Genomic DNA, 26,548 nt, shown 5'->3' with positions numbered 1-26,548 from the left:
GCCCCCGAGAGATCGAGGTGCTGGAGCTGCTGATCGACGAGCTCGGCAACCGAGAGATCGCCAACCGGTTGAGCATCGGTGAGACAACCGTAAAGTCGTACGTTGCGAGGATCCTGGCGAAGCTGGGCGTACGCGACCCCGCCCAGGCTGCGGCCCTTGCCAACCGGGATGGCCAAGTACCGCAGCGGTCCAAGGGTGCCGCGGCCTCAGACCCCCAGTTTGCAGTGTGGGCGCGGCTGAGGGAGGGCTGGCCGGAACTGAGCCCCCGCCAGCACGAGGTGCTGAAGCTGCTGGCTGAGGGGCTCAGCAACCCAGAGATCGCGAAGCGGTTGACCCTCGATGTTGAGACCGTAAAGACGCACGTCGCGCAGATCCTGACAAAGCTGGGGGCACGTGACCGTGTCCAGGTGGTGGCGTGGTGTCTCTGGTGTGGGTTCCTAGATCCGGGGTCGGCGGCTGAGGTGCGGAGCTCCGCGCAGGACCGCGTGGCGGCGTTAACCCCCCACCAACGCGACAAGCTGTTGCCGCTGCTGGCCGACGGGCTCAGCTACCCAGATATTGCTAGCGAGTTGGAAATGGGTGTGCGGGCTGTGGGCAGCGAGGTTGGCGACATCCTGGCGAAGCTGGGTGTGCACGACCGCGCCCAGGTGGTGGCCTGGTGTTACTGGTATGGGTTCCTCGATCCGGGCCCGGTGCGTGTCAGAGGGCGGGCCAGGTCCGCGGCTGAGGCGCCACCATCCCCGCAGGATCGTGTGGCGGCGCTAACCGACGATCAACGCAAGCTATTGATGATGCTGGCCAAGGCGTACTTCGATAACGAGATCGCCGCACAGTTGCGGTGCGGTGAGGACATCGTAAGGCGGCGCGTCGCCAAACTCGTGAGGGATCTGGATGCAAAGAACCGAACCGAGGCGGTGACGATCGCCTATCAGGCCGGTCTCGATCTTGTGGCCAATGGCGCTCCCGCGATGGGAGCCAATGCCGAGGACGGTCTGGGCGGTGGCAGCGATCTGCTAGAAGACCGGGCTGGGGTGCCCGACGCGGATCACTCCCTATCGGCCGAGGGGGTCCCCCTCGAGGTCTCGGCCTCCATCGTCTGGCATGAGGTCGATGGGATCCCTGGTTCGGATATGAGTTTTATCTCGGGTTTGGTCACCGGAGTGGATGCCGCGAGTCGGACGACCCCAGAAGTGGTGGTCGACGAAGCAGGAGTGCCGCGAAGCGCTGCATCGCTGATCCTGCACGCGGTGCAGGCACGCGGGCCGAACCATCTGCAGTTGGAGACTGCCGTGAGTGCACCTCGCTGGATACCCATTGAATGCAACGGTCACACCGTCAACTTGAAGGTGCTGTATGAGATCTTTGACAGCGGGAAGATCAAAGCGTCGATTATCTTTAACCGCCCCATGCCGAACCACCCCGACTTCGGCAATGTCCGCAAAATGGTTGACGCTGCCCTGGTCGCGCGCTTCCCCGGCAAGCCGATCGCGATATGGGAGATCCACTACTTCGGTCACGACAGCAAGCTCTACGAAAGGGAATTGGGTCGCAGCACCGCAGTGGCGGGCCCGCCGGTAGCGGTAGCGCCGATATTGGACGGCGCTGATAGTACGAGCCACGTTGATTCTCAACAGGATTCGGAAAGTAGTGACCAAAGCGGCACCCCGGCAAGCGAGGCCGCCAGCCCGGGCGAGTTGACGTCGCATCCGCCCTCGTCATCGTCCGGCGATCGTATTGACGAATTGGGGCCTGCCGACCCATCGCCTTCTGAAGAATCTCCTGTGGAGGGTGCTGCGGATGCCGATTCGTCGTCGACGCCGCCGGGGGCTACCGATCGTGAAGAGCGTGGGCCGGGCGATCGGGGTCCGGACGTTCAGCGCAATGCGCGTGGCTACCCCGAGGACGGGTTCGGCCGAAGTGCGCGTGGGCCCCGCTTCAGGCGAGCGTGGCCGGCCAGATCCGGCGTCCCCGGCGGCGGCGACCAACCGCGCGAGTCCACCGACCCCGAGGGCGGGGGCGCAGAACGCGCGGCTCAGGCAGGCGCGGAGACCGATACACCGGGCCTGGATGAGCAGCGTGGCGAAGTCGAGCGCCCGTTGCGTGAGCTTGCACCGGAGTATGGGGCAGACCCGGAGCGATTGCTGGCACGCGGTAGCTACCGGCGAGAACTGTGGGACATCCAGGAGCGCCTGCAGTTCAAATTCGATGACCGCTTTACGAAGCTGGTGGAGCTGACTGAGCAATACCATCGGCTGGGTCGTCTGATTCAGATGCTTGGCCCTGAGTTGTCGGGGATGGCTGCCGAGTCGGGAAGAATTTCCGCTGAGGGGCCAGCAGCATCGGGTCCGTGGTGGAGGCCGGTCGGTGAGGCGGGCGGCGAGGTTTACCAGATCGTCGAGCCTAACGGTGCGGTGTGGCGTTTGTCGTTCGACGAGGAGGCTGAGGCCGATGATCCATACCAATGGCAGCTGCAGGGTCCGCCCAATGACTACGACGTAGCGCCCACGGATTTCATCCGCGCTGAGGTGGTCGAACGGATCCGCGATTGGATCGACGGCCATGTAGCAGACCGAGACGACACGCTGGGCGCCGCGGTGGCCCGGTGGGCGAAGGTGGCCGCCAGAATCCAGGAGTTGGCCGATGTGTTTCCGGTGTTGAGCGAGCACCTGGCTAACCATCCAAAAGCGCTGGACGCAACGAACATTGACCGCACGCTGGGTCTTCTGGCAGAGACGGCGATGCGCTCGGAGTGGCTCGATGCCTGGGAGGAACTCATGCTGCTGGTACCGGTGTTCAAGCTCGCCGACGCGGCTATCCGCCAGGCCCAGTTTGAAGACAATCACACCCGCGGCCCCCCACACACTCCGGAGGCACCCGACGATGCAGGTTCGGCCACCAACGGATCTGGCCGTGCGAGGCTGGTCATGGGCCCGGGTGGCTCATTCCTGCACGGCCCTGCAGCTGGCGATGTGTGGGTTAACGGCCAACCCGTGCACGGCATGACTGCTGTGCGGGTGGGAGACGAGGTGCGTGTCGGCGACGCCGTCTACCGGCTGGTCGCTGACGGTGATCCGGTTTCGGGTCCGGCCGTGCGCCCGATTCAGGTGGATGCTAGCCCGGGCCTGTCGACGGCGGATGGCGACGGCGCCGACAACGCGGAACCTGAGGCGAACGAACCGATTTCCATCGTGGTGCCAAGTGCCAGTGATTTCCGGTTCGGTGACACGGTCGTCGAGATGGACTCCACAGGTGCGGTGGTCGTTCGTATGGGGTCTGGCGATACCGCGCCAAACGTATCCCAAAAGCCCACCGGGGAGCCGGCTTTCGACGAGGAGGAGACCCACGGCGACGATGGCTCGGCGATTCGCCTCGACGTGGGTGATGTGCCGGCTGGGGAGACTGTCGTCGGAGTGCAGCTCGACAGCTCCTCTGGTACGACCACCGCGCACATCAAAGCCGGCACCGTGAGCGGGGACCTGATCGGAGTGCAAATCGGTGCCGGCGGTCAGGAAACTCCTGCGACTTCATATGAGGATCCCGACGATGATCCGGGTGATGCGGAGCCTCAACCGCCGGTCCCGGATGCCGGAGGCGACGATCACGGCGACGGCGGCGATGCCGCTGCGAGTGTTATGCCGATCGACAGTTCAGATCCGCCCGGTGGCCCAATCGGCGCCGATGAGCCCGGCCGCGTAAAACTTGTTGTGCGGGACGACGGCCTATTCCTGGAAGACCCTGAGGCTGGCCGTTTTTGGCTTACCCGTGATGTTGTTGTGGAGCTCAACGGTGACGTTGTTGAGGACGACGCAGTGGCTGTGCGGGTGGGCGACGTGGTTAGTGTCGAGGATGTCGCGTACAGGATCGCGATCACCGACCACCCAGACAGTGTTGGCGTGTCGACAGCAGCAGCAAGGCTTTCGATTGTGCTGCCTGGTGTTGGCGGCCGAGTGGCCGAGGGCACGGTGGTCGAGATAGATTCCGCCGGTGAGGTGGTGATCCGCAGCGGGTCCAGCAACACTCACGTATGGAAGCAGCAGGGGCTCACCGCCGAACGTGTGCGTGAGTTGGTCGCCTCATCCGAAGCTGGCCTTGCCGGCGTTTCCGAGTCATTGGCGCGCGCGTTCCGTACCCGTCGGTTGAAGGCGACGGTGGATGGCGACGGGAAACGTGTCGTAGAGCTGAGGACGGACGCGACCTTCACGACCGACGGGCCGCAGGCTATGTGGATCACTCGCGATGCCGGCATAGCGCAGGGTTTCACCCTCTCGTTGCGTGAACGTTTGATCCACAGTCACGCTGGCAGGATTTTGGCAGCCATCACCGAGGACATTCCCGCCGTGGGGCCGGTCGTTGCCGCTGGCGCGGCTGCCATTTCGTCGCACTCCGAGGAACTCTGGACAGAAGAAAAAAATCGCGGTGCCGGGGGTGCGCAGATCACGGTGTCTGGGCAAGTCGGTGCCCGCACGATCACTGTCGAAGGACTCGACTGGGCCGGTGTGCCGTTAGCCCGGCTCGTTATCGACGAGGGCGAACGTTCGTACATCTTCGCTGTGTCTGGCCGGCGCGAATTCGGGACCGATGTGTCCGCAGCAACCGAGGAGAGCGCCGACGATGCCGCCGTGCGCATTGTCCGTGGCGCCGAGCGCGCAGGGATCATCGGTTTATCCGGGGTTGACGTAGAGCGGCTTGGCCGAATTCTGCAGCAGCTCAACGTTGATGGCATGGCGACCGCACGGCAGGGCGAAGACGGTGTGTATGTCGACGTGGACAGCGGCAATGAAGCGGGGTGGACTTCGCTGCAAATCAACGGCTCGTCGGTGACCGTGCATGAGGATGTCGGCGATTCTGGTGATGGCATGGACAGCGCTGAGGTGCAACAAGATTCAGGCGGCGATGACGAGTTCGGCGCTCCTGATCTGTCCGGCGACGGTCGCGGTGACGACGATGCGGGTAAGCCGGCGCCAACGTACCCGACGGTTGACGACGGTGATGCGGTTGTCGGCCTCGATTCCACTTCCGAAGTACAGAAAGGCGATTCGTCCGAAAGTGCCAACGAGCAAGAAGCTGGCTCGCGGTCGGGCGCGATCGCGGCGATCGCCGAACTTCGGCGGCGGAACGTGGAATTGCGCGAGCAGCGCCGGAGGGATGTTGCGGGCCAGGCATCGCTGATGGGGCAGTCATCGAAAGAGCTATTCAAGGGCGGTGAGGCGCTGGAATTGCTGAAGGCCAGGCGGGATCTGGAGCGCGTGGTCGTGGTCTCCGGGTTGCAACAGCCGGAGGTTGTCTCTGCGCTGGAATACCTTGAGACATCGGAGTTCAAGTGGTTGCGTCCGGTGTTGGGCCGCGACACGGCGGACGTGACCCATTCGGTCGCGATTTCGGTGGCGAGCGTGTTGGGCGATCTCGACAGCGACTCGGAGGTGGTCGCGAGTGTAATCGATAGTTGCCGGCAGTTCCTGGACCTCAACGACCTAGTCGAATCGATTGCCGAGTTGGCTCGCGTCGACAAACGAGTCATCAGGGTGATGGTGGTTGAGCAAGCGCTGCGCACCGCGCAGCGCCAGCGCCGTTATTGGCAGTCGCGGGTGGCTGACCTCGGGTCGACGGGGTCCGAAGAGGATGTCACGAAAGCGGCTGCCGCGCACGATCATTGGTGCGGCAGAGTCGATTGGTTGTCTGCGGCGTCCAGCGAGCTCGCCGAGCTGGCGGAAGCCAGCGACCGGGCCGACTCCCAGATCAAGGACATGTTCCGCGATGAGTTCATTGAGCAGATCGCACGCTTGCACGGCGTGGAACTCGGTGACCTGTTCGAGGGCTCGTTGCAGCTGGAATTCGTGGTCGGCCTGCGTGATGCGGCGTCTCAGGCGCCAGCTGCCGGGAACGCGGCGATGGACGCCGAGCAATTGCGTTTGCTGGTTAGGCACGCCGAAGCGATTGACGCCCTTAGTAACGAAAAAGCCGATCGCGAAGCACGATTGGATTCGCTGTTGGCAGAGGTCTTTTCGAAGTTTGTCACGGCTTCGGACGTTGACGGCACATCACAAGGAGTCACGCCGGCGGAAGCTGTCCCGGACGATGCTGAGGCCCTAAGTAAGGAGGAATATCGCGGCCGGCATCCCCAAGACCGCCAGGCCGATTTCCGTCAAGCCGACTCGGTGCGCGAGGTGGTCGCCAGCGGTGACCCGGAGCGAGCCAGCGACTGGGCCGCGGACCTCTCCGGCTGGTTCGGGAAGAAGTATTGGATTCAGTTCGACGGCTATTTCGAGGACTATTTCGACGATCATGGAGGCGGCCGTCGACTCGTGTTGGCCGGCGAGATCTTTGAGGGCAATCTCCCGAAAGGCACGATCCGGCGTTTCTACCACTTTGACCATGACGACAAGTTGGTGGCCGATCACGCCGAGCTGGTTTTCAAAGACACGCCCGACGAGGACTTCGACGAGACGCTTGATGCGAGATTCGAGCGGTACTACCGCGACCGTCAGGTTGACCTCGTCAAGTGGGTGACCGAGGGCACCGGGACGAAGAGCACCTACGAGGCGATCCGTCGGGGTTGTGTGTGGAATATGGATGAAACGCAACTACGCAAATCCATCAAGAGCATTCAGACCTCGGCGGTCGGCTTTGAAGGATCGGGCAGCTGGAGGACCGACGACGTAATTAATGACGAACTGTTGGCACCGTTGGAAGTCTTTACCCCCGACCAGCAGCCGCAACTTGACCCGGAGAACCTGGAGGATTTTCCGGATCTAGCGGACCTACACCTTGTGCCGCCGTCGTTTTACGTTCCAACAGCCCGGCTGGAGGATCTGCCGGAGCTTCGTGAGCTGGCGAACCTCACCTCGCCCGACGACCCCGACCTCGGCCTGGAGGTGCTGAAAAACACGCGGGTGCACGTGATCCAGTATTTGCGTGACGACCCACAGTTCGAGCGCCGACAGCGGCGGTATCGGGCCGAGGACCGCGCCATCCGCAAGGTGGTAGATACCCGCTTCGCCGAGCCACTGCTGGTCCGGGTGGTCGACAACGGCGAGTGGGATCTACTGCATCTGGTGGGCCAGGATCTCTCCGGTTGGCACGGCCGCTACCGCATTGCGCTTGAGCCGACCGAGGACGGCCTCGCGGGTGCGCTGTTCGATGATGTTGAGAGGGTCGGCGAAGTCGTGTGGCGCTTCTCCGGTGACGGTCAGGGCAATCGGGTCGCTGAACTCGCGAATCTGAGGCTGGAGCACGATTTTCGGGGCAAGGGGATTGCCAGGCAGCATCTGGCGTTCATGGAATCCCTGTTGGAGCGTTGTGGCTTTCGCATCGGCCAGGGTCAGCCTGCCGACGTCTCCAACGACGAAGGGGACGACCGACGCGCCGACGCCGAAGACGTAGCCGGCGAACACGCCGAGGACGATGACACGGCCGGTGATGCTCTTCCGTTGGAGGACTACTTCGACAACTGGCGTCCGTCGTCTGTCGGCGACATCGCGAACAACTGGAGCGACGCCCAGTGGGTTGCGTGGGCGTTGAAAGAGATCTATCTCCGTGAGATCGACCTGGGCGTTGCGCCGGGAACGGTTACGCTGCTTGAAACGCTGGATAAGGCCGTCGGAAGCGATGCGATGTTCGCGACCGACACGGACGTCGCCGCGGTTCTGCGCGACGGCCTGAGACGCGGCTCAGCGGCGATCGTGACCTTAGATTTTGGAGCACCCGGCTACACTCGCTTTTTCTTCGCAGTCAACATCCGCGGAGAGATCCACTACTACGACCCCCACTTTCAGATACTGACGAGCTGGCCACCCCCGTTTGGCACAGCAGCGGTCGATGGAGAACCCGTGTACTGGGGCGACGCGCTGGCCCGTTACCTGGATCGCGCTGGGCGTCCCTGGATCCCGTTCTCCGATGAGCCGATTCGCGGCTGGGCGGGGGTCCCGGATAAGAAGAAGCTCTCCGAGGCGGGCAGCTTAAAGTTTGGGCGCGACATGGCTGCCCTGGACGCCGATTTCGCCGCGGCGATGGCTCGGTATCAGGCGGATGGGAGTATGGCGCCGGGCTCGGAGGAGGCCAACAGGCTGGCCGAACGACACTTTGCGCTGCAGAGGCGAATCATCAACGACTTCAGCTATGCGAGGCATTCCTATGGCGCGCGCAGACTGGTGGTGCATTCCCGAGATCGTGCGCCCTATGAGCGGCGGGCGATCGGGTTGGCCCGATACATCCATGATGTGATCGCCGCTAACGCTGAACGATTCCTGGGCAGTGACGCCCACAGCGTGGAGAACCAGGCGGACGCGGCTGGGCCGGGTGAGGGCGCCGGGGCAGAACAGGCCGAGGGCGGCGACAACCCGCCCGGTGTCGACTCCTCGATGCGCATCAATACCAACAATCCGGGTGGCGGCGAGGATGCGTCGAGCCTGGATGAGCGGCGCGCCCGAGTCGAGCAGTTGTTGCGTCGGGTCGCGCCGCAGTACGGGTCGGATCCGGAGCGGTTGCTGGCACGCGGTAGTTACCGGCGAGAACTGCGGGACGTTCAGGAAAGCCTGCAGGTCGAATTCGACGGTGGCTTCTGGCGGCTGGTGGAGCTGACGCAGCAATACCATCGGCTGGGTCGTCTGATCGCGATCCTTGGTCCTGAGTTGTCGGGGTTGGCTGGCGAGTTGGGAAGGACGTCCATCGACGGGCCGCTGGCTTCGGGGCCCGGGTGGAGGTCGGTCGGTACAGCCGACGGCGAGGTTTACCAGATCGTCGAGGCTAGCGGCGCGATCTGGCGTTTGTGGTTCGTCGACGAGGCGGCGTCCGACGATCCAGACCAGTCGCCGGGATGGCGGCTGCAGCATCCGCCCAATGAGTACGGGTTATCCACTGAGCCTATCGGTGCTGAGGTGGTCGAACGGATCCGCGATTGGATCGACGGCCAAGCGGTCGACACGGACGACACGCTGGGGGCCGCCGTGGCCCGGTGGGTGAAGGTAGCCACCAGAATCCAGGAGTTGGCTGATGTCTTTCCATGGTTGAGCGAGTATCTCAATGATCACCCAGAGGGCCTCGGCTCAACGTATATCGACCGCACGCTGGACCTTCTGGGACAGACGCCCATGGCTTCAGAGTGGCGCGAAGCCTTCGATGAAATGTTGCTGCTGGTACCGGTTTTCAAGCTTGCCGACGCCGCGATCCGTCGGGACCGGCTTGACGACAATCACACCCGCGGCTCCCCCGGAAGCTCGGATGACCACAGCTTCGACAGCGACAACACTCCGGACCACGACGACTCCGACGCCGAGCTGCACACCGAGAGTGAGTATGCCGGGCAGCAGGTGCGGGATGCGCGGCTGGCGCTGGCTGCGGCGGAAAGCAGGCTGGCGCAGTGGATGCGCGGGCTGGCGATCGATGTCGATGACGCGTTGTTGTCGCCGCAGAAGTTGTTGGACGCGATGGAAAGCCAGGATGTGCGTCTGGCCGCCTCGACGATGGGCGAGGAGGAGTACACGAGGTTCGCTGGGTTGCTGGCGCAGTATCTGACGGCCCTCGCCAAGGTGGGCATCTACGAGCATTGGCGGGCCAACTTGGCCGCTCAGGAGGGCGTTGCCGGACCGGCGATGGACGTGGTCGGCGAGCTGCAGGCCAAAACCGAGGGGGCTTGGGAGTTGGTGTCGCTGGAGGAAGCCGATCTCAAGCGTCAGTTGGCCGCGGTGGTTGCCACACAGGCGCCGGCGCTGCAGGAGGAGATCCGAAAAATCCCGGTAATTGCCCGGGTGTCGCGGTTGTTGCTGGAAGGTTTGTTCTGGCACGACCGCGGATTGGCGCGCGAACTCGTCGAGGCACACGTGCGACTCGAGGCCGCACGGCACCGGGTGTACTGGATGAAGCAGGCGCTCGACGCGGTCTGGCCCGACCAAAACGAGCCCCGCACCGAGAGTGAGGATGCCGCGCAGCAGGTGCTGGATGCGCGGCTGGCCATGGCTGCGGCGAAAAGCGGACTGGCAACGTGGATGCGCGGGCTGCGGCTGCCGCTCGATGTCGAGGAGGCGTGTTCGTCGCCGCAGAAGCTGTTGGATGTGATGGAAAGCCCTGTTGTGCGTCTGACCGTCTCGACGATGGAGGAGAAGGAGTACAGCAGGTTCGCTGGGTTGCTGGCGCAGTATCTGACGGCCCTTGCCAGGGCGGACATCTACGAGCATTGGCGGGCCAACTTGGCCGCTCGTGAGCGCTCCGCGGCACCAGCGATGGACCCGGTCGGCGAGCTGCAGGCCAAATCCGAGGAAGCCTGGGGGATGGTGTCGCTGGAGGAAGCCGTCCTCAAGCGACAGCTGGCCGGGGTGCTCGCCACCCAACCGCGGGAGCTGCAGGAGGAGATCCGAAAAATCCCGGTTATGGCCCAGGTATCGAGGTTGTTGGTCGGAGGTTTGTTCTGGCACGACCGCGGAATGGCCCGGGAACTCATCGAGTCACACGTGCGACTCGAGGCCGCGCGGCAGCGGGTGTACTGGCTGAAGCATGCGCTCGACGGTCGTCACCAGCAGCCAGACCCAGGCGCGGGAGGAGACGGTAGCGGTTACCACGGCGAGGCCCAGGTCGGCGGTTCCGGTGATGGACAAGACGATTCCGCCGACACTGACGCCCACAGGACCGGGAACCAGCCGGACAGTTCGGTCTCCGATGAGGCATCCACTACTCCCCCGGCGGGCGTGGATGAGCCCAGCGGCCCCGATGGATCCCCGTTCATTGTGGACCGCGACGCGGTCGCATCGATGAGGATGAACACCCAAAACCCCGACGGCGGCAAAAATTTCGACGCGGACGGCGACCGGCCCGAGAACGAGGGGGCGCGGAAGCGCGTGGTGGTGTTGACCGTCGACGAACGCCGTGTGCAGGCGATGGTTGCCAACGGGTGGACCAACGAGGACATCGCTGAACAGTTGCGCGTCGGTGAGACCGCCGTGGAAGCGCACGTTAGTCGTGTCATGGAGAAGCTGGGTGCGGAGAACCGCCCGGAACTGGTGGCGAAGACCTGCCTGGGCGGCCTGGTAGATCTGACGTGCCCACCCGACATGCCACTGCTCCTGCCGACGAGCGAGCTGACGTTAATCGACCTCAAATACCGGGCGCTGCTGATGGTCGTCGAGGGTCGCAGCGAAAAGGAGATGGCCGCGCGGTTGTACGTCGGAAACGACACCGCCACAGCGTTGGTCGCGGCTATCTGCAAGCTGCTGGGCGCAAGGACCCGCTACGGCGTGGTGAAGAAGGCTCACCAGCATGGCTGGCTGCCACGGGGGACCCTCGCCGACGGACCATCCGAACTGCGGCCGCTCCTGGAGAAGCTAACCGCGCAAAATCGCCGAGTTGTGGCGGCCCTAGCCGATGGGGGCGCCCTCAAAGAGGTCGCTCAAAGCTTGGGCCTGAAACGTAAGGGATTGAAAATCCACATGGAGCGCCTTCAGGGGAGGCTGCGCATACAGAGCCGCAACCAGCTGGTGGACATGTTCTTCCGACACGGCGTGCTAGATCCGGAGCCGCCCGACGCGCCATTGGTCCTGCGGATGAGCCACCAGATGACGTTAATCGACCGCAGATACAGGGTGCTGCGGTTGGTGGTCGAGGGCCGCAGCTATGACGGGATCGCCGCAGAATTGGACATCAGTGGGAACACCGCCAAATCGGACTTCGCGGCTATCTGCCAGCTGCTGGGTGCAGAGACCCGTGAGGATGTAGTGAAAAGGGCTCACCAGCATGAGTTGCTGACTCGGCTGACCCTCGCCGACGCACCATCCGAACTGCGGCCGTTCCTGGAGCAGGTGACTGAGCAAAATCGCCGGGAAGTAGCGGCCCTAGCCGATGGCGGCTTCCTCGAAGAGGTCGCGTCAAAGTTGGGCACGGAACCTGAGGCACTGCGAAAGCGAATGATGCGCCTTCGGGCGGCGCTGGGGGTAAAGACCCGTGAGCAGCTGGTGGACATGTTCTTCCGATACGGGCTGCTGGACCCGGGATTCCCCGACGCGGATGGCCCGGCCGAGCGATCAAAGCCGAGCACCGCCAGTCCCAGTCCGAAGTCCGCCGAGTTTCCAGAACCCGGTGGACCGCAGTCCCTGGAGGACGTGTCGCTCGCCGGTTCTGCCTGGGCCGAGGATCGTCCGGATGTGGCGCCGGCGGTGGGTGCTGGGCTCAATCGGTGCGCTGCTGCGGTGGCGGCAAAAGTCGATGAGATTGTTGGGCAAAACGTGAGCGATCCCGGACATCGTTGGCGGGTCAGTGTTCCCCATGTGGAGGCGCAGGGGGTGCCGGTCGGTCGGATGTTGGCGGCGTTGCTGGGCCGCCCGGTTGAGAGTCGGCGGGATAGAGACCAGTCGGACGAGGGCTGGCTCCCAGGTGAGGTCAAGGACTATTTCCTGCGTGTGTATCTGGACGACAGCGACTCGGTCCGCTACCTGGCGAATGCTCTGAGCAAGTGCATTGACGAAGCCGCGGGGCAAGGTGCTGGGGATGGCCTCATGTTGGTGGTGTTCATTCCGCCCACAGCGGGCCGGAAGAATTGGCATGCCGAGTTGTGGAAGCGGGATGCCGAGGCCGGCAGCGTCAAGGAGGTGCCGCTGGGCTTGGAAAAGGTTCGCGGCCAGCCGGAGGCGGGGACACCCCGGGTGGTGCTGGGTCTCACCAGGCACGGGTATCCGTTTAGGCCGGTGCCGGAAATGGTCATGGAGCAGCATCCGGATATCCACTGGCACGATGGCTCCGATTGGCCCTTTGGCTGGGACTTCTACGTCGGCGCATCCGGTAACCCTGGCCATGGTGGAAGCCGGCACGACGACACATCCGGCTCCGGCAACGAGCCGTCACCAACCGATCCATCCTCGTCTTCCGCTGGGCCTGTTCCAGGCGCTGACGATCGTGGAGCGGGTGAAGGTCGTGATCCGTCGGAGTTGGTTCAGCCGGCCGGTGACACGCCGTTTGATGCGCAGCGGCGGTTGGAAAAAGGGGCATTGGATAAGCGGACGCCGTCGTTGTTCGCCAAGGAACTAGTCGCGCGACCGGGTGACGCGGAGCAAGCCGCCAGGTTGGCCGGTGCCAATGTCCCATGGATGGTTAAGCTCTCCTCGGACGAGGTCGACGCGCTGATCGAGCTTCATTGGCTAGAGATGGCCAACGGGGTGTTCGGCCAGGATGAGATCAACGACAAGGCGTTTCGCCGTAGGCAGGCGCGTGCGCTGGACCGAGCAAATCGCTTGCAGTCCAAGCAGAGTCGCCGCACGCGCGCAAAACGCAAGGCACTCCGCAAGTCCGCGCAGCGGGTGTTCTGGGTAGAGGCGGCGAAGCTCCAGATCGATCAAGACGTCGAGCGGGCCGGGATGGGCAGTCCGCTGTGGGCGGGGTTTGATTCCGCGGCGTGTGGCGGTGATGGGCGCGCGATGATCGTCCTCGGCAACCGCTACCGGGCGAAAACGGTGACGTGGTGGATCGTCAGAGAGCCGATCGACGGGCTGTGGCAGACAGACATCGGCCCTGTGCTTGACCAATTGCGGCTCGACCAACAGAACGGGTCGGCGGCCGCCGTCATCTGCATCGCTACGAATACGGGTCTTCTCTACGCTGACCTTGCGGCGTTCCACGCTGCCCGTAAGGCCTTGGGCGAGCCGCGCGCCGAGAACCACGTGTACGCGCTGGGCTCCCCGTCGAGCGCCGGGCGGACGAGGGACAGCGACCGCACCCCGGGCAAGCCGCTGTGGGTACCGCGGGATGCCCGCCCGTCCGCGGTTGCCCATCGTGGAGCCTCCGCCGATCGCCCCGAGAGCACTTGGGCCGCATACAAATTGGCCCTAGAGCAGGGCGTCACCTGCCTGGAAGGCGATTTCCACCTCAGCAAAGACGGCCACCTGGTCCTCATTCACGACCCGTGGATTAATCGCACCTCCGATGGCAGAGGCTTTGTCAGGGGCAAGACCCTCGCCCAGCTGAAGGCCATCTACGTCGAGGACGGGATACTCACCGGCGACGAGTGGGTGCACCGGGTGAAGGACTGGGTACACAACAACGACCCCGAACGGCAGGTGACGCTGTTCCTCGAGGTCAAGCACTTTGTGCCGCGTTACAAGTACTACGACGTCGAACGCGAGATGGTGGCGCTGCTGAAGCGCCATGGCCTGGCCGAGCCCGCACCAAACGACCAGCTTCGCGCGGCGGTGATCGGGTTTTTCCCGGACGGCCTGCGGCTGGTGCGTAAGCTCGCGCCGACACTACCGACCGCGTATCTCGTGCCGCCACTTGGCAATACCGCGCCGCGGGCGTTGGCGATGCGTGCCCTGGATGTGGCAAAGGCTATCGGAGCCACCGCATTCGGGCCCAGCATTCGAACGCTGCGCGCCTACCCCGAACTCGTCGACCTGGCGGCCGCCGAAGGCATGGTCACCTACGCCTGGGTTGTCAACGACCCGCGCAATATGGAGTACGTCAGAGCTCTCAGGGTTCCCTTCATCGGCAGCGACTATTCAGAGCAAGCCATCAGCTGGCTTGCGCGGGGGCCCACCGACGCCGGGCCCGAGGAGGCTATTAGCGAACGCGACCCCGCCGAGCGTTGGCGTGATGTGCCCGCCGGGATCGACCCCGGCGGCGGCCTGGCCCTCCACGCGCTGGCGACGAAGTGGGATCCGCCGCTTTCGCCCGAGGCCGTCGAGAAGTTGCTCAACGAACAGGGCACCGCCACGGAACGTGTCGAACAATCAGCGGCCGACGCTCGGGCGTGGCTGACATTGACCGGCGAAGAGCAGCGCTCCCTGATCGACAACTACTCGGAATTCGTTGGCAACGGCGGCTTCCCGACTGGGGCGCGCTACGAAGCCAATGAGCTGACCTTAGAGCGGCTCCGAAATTACCGGCACGGGCTGCTGTTGCAGCAACGCGGCGGCACGAAGCTCACCGCCGCAGAGCGCAAGTTTGTGGCGGACGTGGACGAGGCCGACAAGAAGATTGAGACCACCACCACCGGCGCTGCTGAAGTCGGGATAGCCAAGCCGCATATATGGGCGTTCGACCGCCACGGCCGCCTTGTCCTCAGCGGTGGCGATCCCCTCAAGGAACCGATCGAGTTGCTGGCCGACAGGCGAGGCAGGCTTCCCAACGTCGATGCCTTCCCGCCCGCGGTGCTCGACGAGGTGCGCTCGGCCGATCCGCACGCCTGGATGTTGTGGGCACGCCCGGATCGCGAGCCGGTTAAGGATGCGGCCCTGCGCCCATTAAGGCTGGGCCAGAGCGCTCTTTACCGCGACCTCGTGGACTTGACCGCCGCGCGGCGAGTGTGGGGGCCCGAGGGCACCAAACCCGCCGTCCCGCAGGTGCATTGGGCGTTCGACCCGTCGCGGCGTCCTGAGCACCCCGCGCACAAGTCGGTGCTGCGCGCCCCCGGCGGTGGCGTATTGGTGGTGGGCCACCGCGGGGCTCCACTTGACCGCAAGGAGCTAACCCTGGCGGGCTACAAACTGGCGCTCGAGCAGGGTGCGCACGCCATCGAATGCGACGTCCAGCCCACCAGCGATGGGCATCTGGTCGTCATACACGACAAGACAGTCGACCGCACCACCACAGGCACCGGCCGGGTCGCCGACAAGACGCGGGATGAGTTGCGCGCACTCGACCCCGAGCTGCTCACGTTGGAGGAGCTCCTCGACTTCGTGCGTAAGTATCCGCGCCCGGTAACGATCATGATCGAGACCAAACCCCCGTATGTTGCGCCCGCGGCGTATTCGCGCGAAGCGCTGCGGGTGTTCAACCGTCCTCCGAAGCCCGCGGGAGCGCTGGAGCGCGAGCTAGTGCGGCTCCTTGACCGCTTTGGCATGGCCGCGCCCATATCGGCAGAGGAACCCCGCGCGGTAGTCGTTTCCTCGTATCAGGATTCGCTGTGGCAGGTGCGGCAGCTCGCTCCCAGCCTGCCGACCGGGCTGATCTGGGGTAGTGGGCCGGAGGCCTTCGCCGCCGCAAAGCGCATCGGCGCGTCGGCGATCACCGTCAACATCGCCGAGCTGCGCGCACGTCCCCACTTAGTCCAGATGGCCCATGATGCCGGCCTCGATCTCATCTGCGCGTGCCGCCGCGGCGCATTTGGTCACACCGCGCGCAGGGACGCGGAAATATGCCAGATCCTTGGGGTGGACGTCATCACGACCAACGAAGCCGGCCAGGTGGCGGGCTGGCTTCGGCCCCAATCCGGAACTCCGTCGGAGCAACGCATTGCCGGCGTCGACGACGATCACTTAACCGAATCACTTGTGCATGAGCATCGCCGTGCCGCTTTCGAAACGCTGAAGGCGGCCCGCGAGATCTCTCCCGACGGGTACGGATGGGAGTTCTTCCCCGAAGGATCCAGCCGTCAGCTTGCCGATCCTTCCCAATTGAGCAAGTCCGCGTTGGCCGAGGCCGCCGCGTGGGTGCTCGACAACCCGGATTCGGACTGGCGCTCCCAGACGTACGCCGACGCTCGCGCGTTCTGGCAGATGCCGCCGCTCGACGCGGCGGAGGTGGAGCGATTCCAGGCAGCCGAGCGGCTGAGCATCGACAAGCCGCACCTGCGAGACCGCTCCGAGCTGGACGCGATGGTGGCAGCGGTTGACGATACGGCCGCGTCACTCGACCTCGCGGGCATCGCCGGCGGGGGGCCGATCGTCATTCCGCCGTCCAGCTGGTTGAACGCCAAGCAACTGCTCGCACTGCGCGCCATGCTGGGCGGTGTCGATCCGTCGGGCCGGGACCGGACTATCGAGCTGGCAATCGACTACACCGATTTCCTCTCACTGCGGGGCGTGGCCTGCGCGGTGGCCGTTGACGTCGCACGGGACCGATCGGCGGTGACGCTGCGGTTCGAGTTCCGCAGGGTCGGGATCAACCAGCAGGTCCCCCCCGCCCGGGATCCGTGGCCGGACATTGTACTTACCGCCTTGGCGGCGATCGAGCCGAGCGTGGCGTTGCGCGTCTCTCCCACTGAGCCGACCTTGCTGCAGGCCGAGATCACCGTCGTCGCCGCGGGACGCGATGATGGGGCCCATTCGCTTGCGAGCGAAGGTGGCGCTGACGCCGACGCGGCTGTTGACCTGGGGGCCGACCCCGAACACGTAGTCGACGGCCGCGACGCGCACAGCGACACCGACTGGTTCTTCGAGACCTTCGATAGTTCAGCGGACCCGAGCGAGATGTCGGAGCCGGTGATCTCGTGGTGGGTTCCGGCACGACTCGATGCGGTCGGCGAGGCGTTGGCCAAGCAGATGCGACTGTTGGGTCATCCGTCCGGCGAGATAACCCTTGCGGTCGAGTGGGCCAATGATCAGCTGCGGCAACGGATTCGGGTGCAGTGGGTGTCCCGGGTGGTGGTTGGGGTCCTGGCGTCGGGCGAGCCGCTGTTGGTTTTCCAGGGCAACGGACCGCTCCTGGATTGGGCTGTGACCCCCTCCGGGGTAGTGGCGGCAGCCGATGAGCTGGTGGTGCCGGCGGGAGCGTCCGATCGCGCCCCGGTGCTGCGGGGCTTCCTCGCCTCTCGGCTGCCGGGCGATTGGGGCGGTCGCGCCAGGCGGCGGGCTAGGCGGGTGCTCAAAGCCGTGGTCGGTGGCCTCGCGAAGGATCAGCCCGTCACGGTCCGGATCGGTGTTCGCGGCGACGTGGCCAGGGGAGAGGCGGCAAGTGTTGTCGTTGCGGTCGAGGGGACTCCGTGCGATCCCGTCCTCGATAGCTTCGCGGACTTCGGGTATTTACCCGGGGCCGCACCGTGGTGGGTCGAGCAGCTCCCGGACGGGGACAAATCGCTGCGGCGGGTGGTCTTCGAGGTTTCACAGCGCACGCCGTCAGCCCCACGGGTGCAGTCATCGCACGACGAAACCGTAGCCCCACTTCGCCCGCCCGTTAGGCACGGCGGCTTCCCCTGGATACGGGAAGGTCCGCCCGAGGATCTCGCCAGTGTCCTGGATGTCTCGTCCTTCACATGGACGGCGGACTGGATTCGGCACTGGTGTGCCGTGGCGCCCATCACTGGCGCACGAGCGGAGCTGACGAACCCGACAAGATCTCAGCCCGCCACGTTGTTCACGAAGCTGATCGGCGGCGTTGCGGGGGATTGGGTCCTGCTCGGGCCTGCCAGTTCGCTGGTGCCGTGGCAGTTGTCCGTCAGCGCCCGGTTGCCCATCGCGGCGCGCGACGGGATGGATGGGCTCGCCGCGGCGGCCTGGGTCGCGAAATTGGCTCGCGACGAGGGTGTCGCCGAGAAGCATGCCGATGCCGCCGCGGCGATCGCCCATGTGCTGGACGAGCGGCATCTCGCGGCGAGCGGAGAGCGCGGTTCGCTGCGCTTGCAGCTGTCCGGTCCGGTTCCTGGGACGGCCGCGCTGACCGGCGGGGTGAATGACGATGCCGGCATGCACGAGCCGAGAGGTTCTGACTCCTTCAAGCCGGCGCTGGGCGAGCCTCAGCTGGTGCTCGAGGTGGTCGATTCGGAGGGCAAGGTCGCCTATTCCTTTGCGGGTTTGCTGTTGGATCGTCGGCCGCCGGGGTTTTTCGACCACCCTTGGTTCGAGTCCGTCGCCATGCGTGCGGGCTTGCCTCCGGGGCTCGATGATCACGGCTGGGAGCAGGTGCGGCTGTTCGGGCCATTGCACTTGCAAATGGTGCCGATCTCGGGTGCAGTGCACCGCGCCATTGGGGCCTTAGGCCTCGGCTGGTTTGAGCGCATCGAGGGATTGGCCTACGAGTTGGTGCGAGCCGAGCTGGCAACCGGCGACGACTTCTTGCAAGACGGGATGCTATACGTCACACACACCACGGGCGGCGCGACGGAACCGGTCATCGTTGTCGCCGTCGCGGGCCGCGCTCGCGCACACGAGGCTCAATTCGAGGTTCCGGCTGGTCTCGGTGTGTCCCGCACCGGAATCGAGCGTCTTGCCGACGTCCGGGTCGCGTTCGCGTCGGTGCCGCGGCCGTCGTGGCAGTTGCTGCGCGCGGAGGGGTTGAGCCGTTCGGAGCCGGTGGGCGAGGCCAAACGCCGGATGCTCGGTTTCGCCGAGAAGAGTGGAGCGTTGGATCCTGACGGCGTCGGCCGCGCCGACAAGGTGCTCACCGAGCTTGTTGGTCATTTGTTGGGGTGCACCGAGGGCGCGGTGGGGACGCGGTTGTTGGGCACGGGGCGTGGTGTGCGGGTGGAGGTGGAGGGCGACCTCGAGGAGTACTTGCGGCGTGCGGCGGGGTCGGGGGCTGAGCTGTCGAGCACGGTGATGCTGGATCGGTTGGCGGATCGCTGGGGTGTGTCGGCTGACGACGGGCGGCTGGTGTTGTGGTTCGAGATGGACCGGGGGTCGGCGGGCAAACCCCAGTCGCCCGAGTCGGCGGGGGTGGTGTTGTCGCGGCTGGTGCGTCGGATTGTGGCGTGGCAGCAGGCCGCCGCCAATGTGAGCGTTGCTGATGTCGAGGATCAGGCGGTGCTCGAGGCGCTGCGCGAGCGTTTGCGCGGGCCGGTGGACGAGTTGCCGTTGCCGTGGGAGTTGGTGGCGGTCATCGGTAAGTCCGGGGAGTCGATTGGGGCCAAGGTGTTGCTGCGCGGCGAGGAGCTCGCGCCGGTGGGCGGAGGCGACTTATCGGTCGCGCAGGTGCTGGCCCGCACGGCGGTGGAGATGCGCGGTGTTGTGGGTGTGCGGGCGATCGATCAGTGCGTGCCGGCGTTGACCGCGGCGTTTTGGCTGAGCACCAACCAAGCCAACGAAGCCGACGGCACGGTGGGTGCTCTCAGCGATGTCGTGGTGGGCCGCAAGGTTTCCTCGCTGCGGGAACTGGAAACGGCGTTGCAGGGGCGGTGGGCCCGCGACCGCGCCCAACGCCGCGGCTTGTGGCGTGACCTGTGGCGCCGCCTGCTCACCGGTCGCGGACCAGCCGAAGGTTTTCCGCAGGTGCAAAAGGTGGAAAGTCTGGAGGCGGCCTACAAGTTGTTGCCGGCATTGGGGCAAGGCCTCGTCGATGCGGGCCGCGAGGGTGATGGGCTGCGGATGATCGTGGGCCTGCCTGGCGGTGTGGGCCACGCCGCGGAGTTGGATTTCGACGCCGCCACCGGCGAGGTCACGTTGGCCGACGTCACTGGGGACGAGGAAGGGCTGCGATCGATCGCGGCGAACACACCGGTGTATGTCATGGTCTACACCCGACGGGGCGCCCCGATGACGGTGGTGCCGGGCAGGCCGGAATTCGCCGGCATCGGCACCATCTCGCTGCCCGACGCGGTAACGGATTTCCCGCTCGGCCGATCCTCGGGCTCGTCGCAACTGACCGACCCCGAGCAGCAGGTGCTTGAGCTCGCAGCTCGAGGGCTCACCGTCCAACAGATCGCGGACGTGTTGGTCATCCCTTGGCAGCGCGTGAGGTATTTCGCCGGGCGCATGACGCGCAAGCTGGATGCACGCAACCCCGCAGACGCGGCGGCAAGGGCTTATCGGCGCGGCCTACTGCCTCCGCGATTTCCGAGCGACCCGGACCCGCGATCTCCGGAGGACCCTGACGCCCTGAAGGAGCGCATTAAGAGGTTGGGCGCCCGTGATCGTGAGGTGCTGACGATGCTGGGCGGCGAGGGGCTCACCGACGAAGAGATCGCCCGCAATCTGGACATCAGTCTGGGCATGGTCGAGTGGCATGTTGTTAGCTTGCAGTGGAAGCTATTTGCGCGCGACCGCTCGCACCTGGAGGCGCTGTACCGGCTGCTGACTGACCGCGAATACCAGGTGTTGTGGCTGTTGGTCGAGGGCTGTACCACTAAACAGATCGCCAATAGGTTGACCATCACCGAGCAAACTGTGCTCGAGCATGTGATGGCCTTGAAGAGGATGTCGTATGCGCGCACCGTCGCGCAGGTAGTGACGGTGGCCCTGCACAGTGGGCGGGTGCCTCGGGGCGACCGGGCCGACGCCGCAGCCTTGCGGGATTGCGTAAACAAGCTGCACACCCGGTACCTAGACGTGTTGGCGCTGGTGGTCGAAGGCTACGACGACGATGAGATCGCCGACGAGTTGCTCCTCCAACCGCGCATCGTGGCAGACCGCATCTCGGTCTTGAAGGAGAAGCTGGGTGCACGTAGTCGCCACCAGCTGGCGACAGTGGCCTATGTCGTGTCGGACGTCCTGCAGGAGCGGCTGGAGAACCTGGCGAGCCGGCAGGTCGCGGTGTTTGCGCTATTCGCCGAAGGGCTCCCCGATAGGGAGATCGCCAACCAGTTGGGCGAGCCGACGCGCTTTGTGGATGATTACTCCCGGCGCATCAGGAACAAGCTGGGTGTACATCGTCTACACCAACTCCGCCCGACGGCGCTCGATTGCTGGAAACGCATGCTACGGGTGCGGCACCCAACCCACACGACAGTGGCCCTCTGGAAGACCAAACTGGGCCCTGGCCAGCCGCCGGGCTCACCGGCCGATATCGCCCAAATCTCCTTCGCCGAAAGTCCTTGGTTGCGTGGGGGTTTCGCCGGTCCCGGGGCGGGGTCGGGGTTGGATTGTGTGTTGTGGAATGTGGGGTTTGTGCGGGAGTTTTTCGCCGAGCGCGGCGTGGTCGGGGTGGTGGATGGGTCGCGGTTGCCGGTCGGTGGGGCGGGCGGTTTTGTGTTGTCGGTGCAGCACTCGACCGGCGCGGGGGTTTTTCGGGAGGTGGGTTCGGGTGCGGAGTTGGCGCAGGAGTTAGCGCCGGGTGAGGTCGCGTGGCTCGCCTACTGGGACGCCGAGGCGGTTCGGCCACTGAGTTTGGATGAGGATCCGGCGAGGTCGCATTTGGTGACGGTGTATCGAGACGAGTCCGGCCAGGTGTGGATGCGCGATTCTGTTGTGCGGCAAGGGGAACCACAGCGGTTCGATGTGGGGTCGTTGCCGTCGGGGGCGAGGTTGTCGGTGATCCGTTGGTCGGCCGACGGCGACATTCGTGACTGGCCGGGCGACCCGCTGCTTCCGCCTGGGTTTATGGCTGGTATCGGCGCGTCTGAGCAACGCGGCGATGGGGAGAGCTCGTCGCTGCTGAGTGAGCGCGAGAACGAGGTGTTCCAGCTGATGGCCCGGGGGCTCCAGAACAGAAGCATCGCCAGCAGGTTGTCTATCCGTTTGGAGAGGGTGAGATCGACTGTCAGCCGCATCTTGAACAAGCTCGATGCTTCCTCGCGGAGCGAGGCGGTCGTGAATGCCTTCGAGCTCGGCCTAGGCCCGGGATCTCCCGACAACGAGGGTCGGCTGAAGACGCTCATGAAGACGCTCAGCCCCCGTGAACATGACGTGCTGGAGGTGCTGGGCTGCACGGGGGCCAGCAACGAACAGATCGGCGAAGTTTTGGGCATCCCAATTAATACCGTGAAGACGCACGTCACTCGTTTGAAGCGCAAGCTTGGTGCAGGCGGCCGTGCCTACCTAGTCACGCTGTACTGGCAGTGGAGAAATATTGAGGAGCCGGGGTGGCGGCCAGTCGGCAGGCCGCCCACGCCAGGATTGGATCGCCAACGGCCGAATTCGCCGAAATCCGCGGGTGATCACCTGAGGGATGGGTCCGCCGGCGAATCGAACGCTGGCCAGGCCGCGGTTGTCGGAAGCGTTGAGCGTGGAGGCGGTGAGCACGCAGAGCAAGGCTTAGCGCTGCTGAACAAGCACCCATGGCGGGTGATTGAGCTGGTGGCCTGGGGGTTCAGCGGGCCTGAGATCGCCGAAGAGTTGGGCATCAGTGTGGCCAAAGTGAAATGGGATATCTCGGAAATCCTGACCACGCTGGATGCAGAGAGGGACGTTGCCCGGGCGGTTGCGATCGCCTATCTGCTCGGCCTCATACGCCCGCGGTGGCCCGATGACGCAGACGATCTGCGGCACCGCGTGGGGAAGCTATCCCGTCGTGAACGCGAGGTGCTGGCGTTGCTGTGCGGCGAGGCGCTGACCACCAAAAAGATCGCCGAACGCCTGATCAGCAGTCCGCTGACCGTGCAGGCTCAGATCGATGGATCGCGATTCAAACTGCGTGCAAGGGACCGCGCCCATCTGGTGACGCTATATTGGCAGTGGAAGCTCATCGAATCGCAACGGCTGCAAGATGGCGCCCAGCCTTTACCGGCGGAGCCGACTGTCGAAACCCAAACTCCACCAATCGCCCCGCCGAAGCTGACACAACCCGACCGCAGCGAAACCGATGCGAACGTGCACGGCCACCCCGAGGAGCGCGGTCCGGCGCGGCAACAGCAGCACCTGCCGGCGGTATCCGGGAGCCGGCAGCAGCTGATTAATCTGATGGTCGCGGGTCACGACTACACAGAGATCGCCCGTTTGCTGAACGTCAGCGAACGCCGTTTGCACGGGGACGTCCGGGCTTTGGAGTCGAAGCTGGGTGCACGCAACCGCGCAGACCTGGTGCTGAGAGCCCTGCAGCTTGGGGTGGAAACTTCGGGGTACCGGCCCGACACTACATTCCTGCGGGGTTACCTGAGGGATCTCGACACCCAGGACCTCAAGGACACCCGGTACCTCGAGGTGTGGTCGATGGTGGTGGGAGGCTACAAAACCGATGAGATGGCCGATGAGTTAAACCTCTCGATGCACTACGCGCGGACCTTCGTCGGGCACTTGCGTGCCGTCCTGGGTGCACGCAGCGACCATCACCTGGTGACGATGGCCTATTACGTGTCGGAAGTCCTGCAGCAGCGGCTTGAGAACCTGGCCGACCGACAGGTCGCAGTGTTTGCACTATTCGCCGAGGGGCTTCCCAACAAGAAGATCGCCAGGCAGTCGCGCGAAAGCCAGCGCTTTGTTGATGACTACGTCCGGCGCATTAAGAAGAAGCTGGGTGCATACGACCCCTTCCACATGACAGTCGGCGATTACTGGCACCAGATGCTGCGTGCGAAACACCCGGCCCACATGGCAGAAGCCCTCGCGAGGAGCTTCGCGAGACTGGCCTCCCGCGTCGGCGCCGAGCCGGAACGTAAGGCTCGGGAGGCCGCCGACGTCATCGGTTTCGCTACAGAACCGCGCGAACAAGGCGGCGAGGCTGGCGCCCCGCCGGCCGATATCGGCCAAACCCCCATCGCTGAAAGTCCTGGGTTCCGTGGGGGTTTCGTCGGTCCCGGGGCGGGGTCGGGAGAGCCCAACCGCCTAGATCCTGAGCGTGCGACGGGTCGTGACGATGAGGGCCCGGAGAATCCGGAACAAGCCGGTGGGCTGGGCGACCATTTCTTGGATGATGACTATCGGCGCAATGCGCCTCGCGACCCCGAGGACATTGCCGGCCGCGGTGCCCGCTTGAGAAGGGGAGCGCGATTGCGGGCCAGGTCGGGTGCCTCCGGCGGCGGTCACACCCGGGGCGGCTCCGATGACCACCGGGGCGCGGACAGGCGGGACGTCGACAGCACCCCAAGCCATCGTGAGGACCCGCAGCACCGCCGGGTGCAGCTGGCGCCTCGTGAGCGCCAGGTGCTTGAGAACATAGCCGATGGGCTCGCCAGGGACGAGATCGCCGAAAAGCTGGGCCTCGCCAAGCGGACGGTGAAACACCATGAGGCTAATGCCAAGCGGAAGCTGGGTGCACGTGATCGCACTCATGCGCTCGTGTTGGCCTACCGGCGCGGTCTACTCGATCTGCCCGACGTGCAAGAAGAGGTGCGGGAGCGCCTGAAGACGTTGACCGAGCGTCAACGCCAGATCATTGCGTTGCTTGCCACCGAGGGACTCACCGACCACGACGCGATCGCCGCGCGGCTGCGCCGACGTGGGCACGATTGCGATGCGGGCATGGTCGCGGCGGAGTTCCTTAAGATCCGCAAGACACTGGGTCTCAGAGGCCGTCTTTACCAATCGCAGCTGGTGAAGATTGCCCACGCGGGTGGGCTGGTCGATCGGGGATCGCTGCTCGATGCGTCACCAGCTATGCCGGAGCGCGCAGTCGAGCTGACTGCCCGCGCGGGCGAGGTAATTTCGCGGGTTGCCCAGGGGTACTCCGACCGAGATGTCGCTCGCGCGTTAGGCATCAGTGAGAAAACCGTCGGCTGGCACCTCGCCAAGCTGTTTATGACGCTGGGTGTCCACGACCGCACCCAGGCGGTGGTGGTGCTCTACCGGCTCGGCGAACTACACGCGAGCGTCCCGGAAGACTCAAAAGCCCTGCAGGAGCGCGTGGCGGCGTTGTCCAACGATGAATACAAGGTGTGGACGTTACTGAGCACCAGCGGGGACACCAACGCCGAAATCGCCAAGACGTTGGTCATCAGCGAGGACACCGTGAAACGGTGTGTCGATAGCTTGCAGGTGAAGCTGGATGCACGTGACCGCACCCACCTGGTGACGCGATACCAAGAGGGGAGGCTCGACCTGGGGTTGGGACTGCCACAGCCCGCAGAGGGTGCACCGCCAACATCGAACCTCGACCTGACTGCCGACGAGCGCACACTGTTGGGTCTACTAGGTCAGGGGCTCACCAACCCGCAAATCGCCGACAGGGCGAAACGATCCCGGTCCACCATTCATCGTCACGTCATCAACCTGCTGGACAAGTTGAGGCTAGACAACCGCACCCAGGCGGTGGAGTTCGCCTACGAGCTAGGTGTACTCGATCGCAAGCCGCCGCAGCGCGCGCCGCCACGCCTGCGAGCCGCTGTTGAGGGGATAACCGGTACGGCACGTGAGGTACTGCGGCTGCTGGTGCTGGGACTCGATGACCAAGAGATCGAGAAAGAGCTGTACATCAGCGCAAGCGACGTGAAGAGCCACACCAAGACGCTGCTGAAAAAGCTGGAAGCACACACGCGCGCTCAGGCGGTGGCAAGGCTTGAGGAGTACGGCTTAGTCGATGAGTTTGGGCTGCGTTTCAAAAAGTTTGCAGAGCATGGCCCCGGAATCGCGCCGGTGGAGCTGGCGACGCTGACCGGGCGCGAAGTGCGAGCGCTGACGCGCTGGGCCGAGGCGTTAAGTGATGAGCAGATCGCTGACCCGCGTCAGTTCGACCTCATCGGTGTCGATCCGGTGCTCCACAAGGTGCTAGCGAAGCTCGGCGGCACTCCCGCGTACATGATGGGGATAGCCTGCGCCAGCGGCCTGGTGGATCCACCGAAAGATGAGCGCGAGGCGCAGCTACGCCCCGCAGGACAGTTTGTGGTCTGGCGGGTGGCCGTCGGAGAAACCGAAGCCGAAATCGACGAGCATCTCAACGTCGGTGTTGAGCTCGTGAGGGAAGTGATTGATCGTCTCCGCACTGCGCTGGATGCGGACAGCGACGCCCAGCTGGTCCTCAACGCTTACAAGCGGGGTGTGCTACGGCGGCCATCGCCGACCGGCAGGCCGGCTGCGCCGATGCGGCCGAATACCGAAGACCGACAAAGCTTGGCGTCTCTGACCAGCCGCGAGCGCGAGGTGCTCGAGCTGGTCGCCCGGGGACTCACCGACCAGCAGATCGCCAAAAAGCTGCGGATCAGTCCGGGCACTGTGCGAGGTCACCTCCGGCACACGCAGGCGAAGGTGAATGCACAAAACCGTACCGAGGCGGCCGTGATATTCCTCCGGCAGAGCCGGCAAGATGGGCGGCCTGCGGATGACAACGCAATCGCAGGCCT

General features: G+C 64.8%; 1 protein-coding gene (only partly in view). It reads left to right on the top strand.

Annotation, left to right across the window (positions count from 1 at the left end; genetic code table 11):
• Nucleotides 1–26,548: part of a LuxR C-terminal-related transcriptional regulator coding region (locus ACQI5H_RS21780; protein WP_427081364.1), annotated on the top strand (this coding region is incomplete at both ends). 38,032 nt of the annotated region lie beyond the right edge of the window; the window shows 26,548 of its 64,580 annotated nt.

This window comes from Mycobacterium heidelbergense (assembly GCF_050205645.1).
Lineage (GTDB): Bacteria > Actinomycetota > Actinomycetes > Mycobacteriales > Mycobacteriaceae > Mycobacterium > Mycobacterium heidelbergense_A.
The sequence above is the reverse complement of the archived record's forward strand: the minus strand, read 5'-3'. Positions and strand labels throughout refer to the sequence as shown.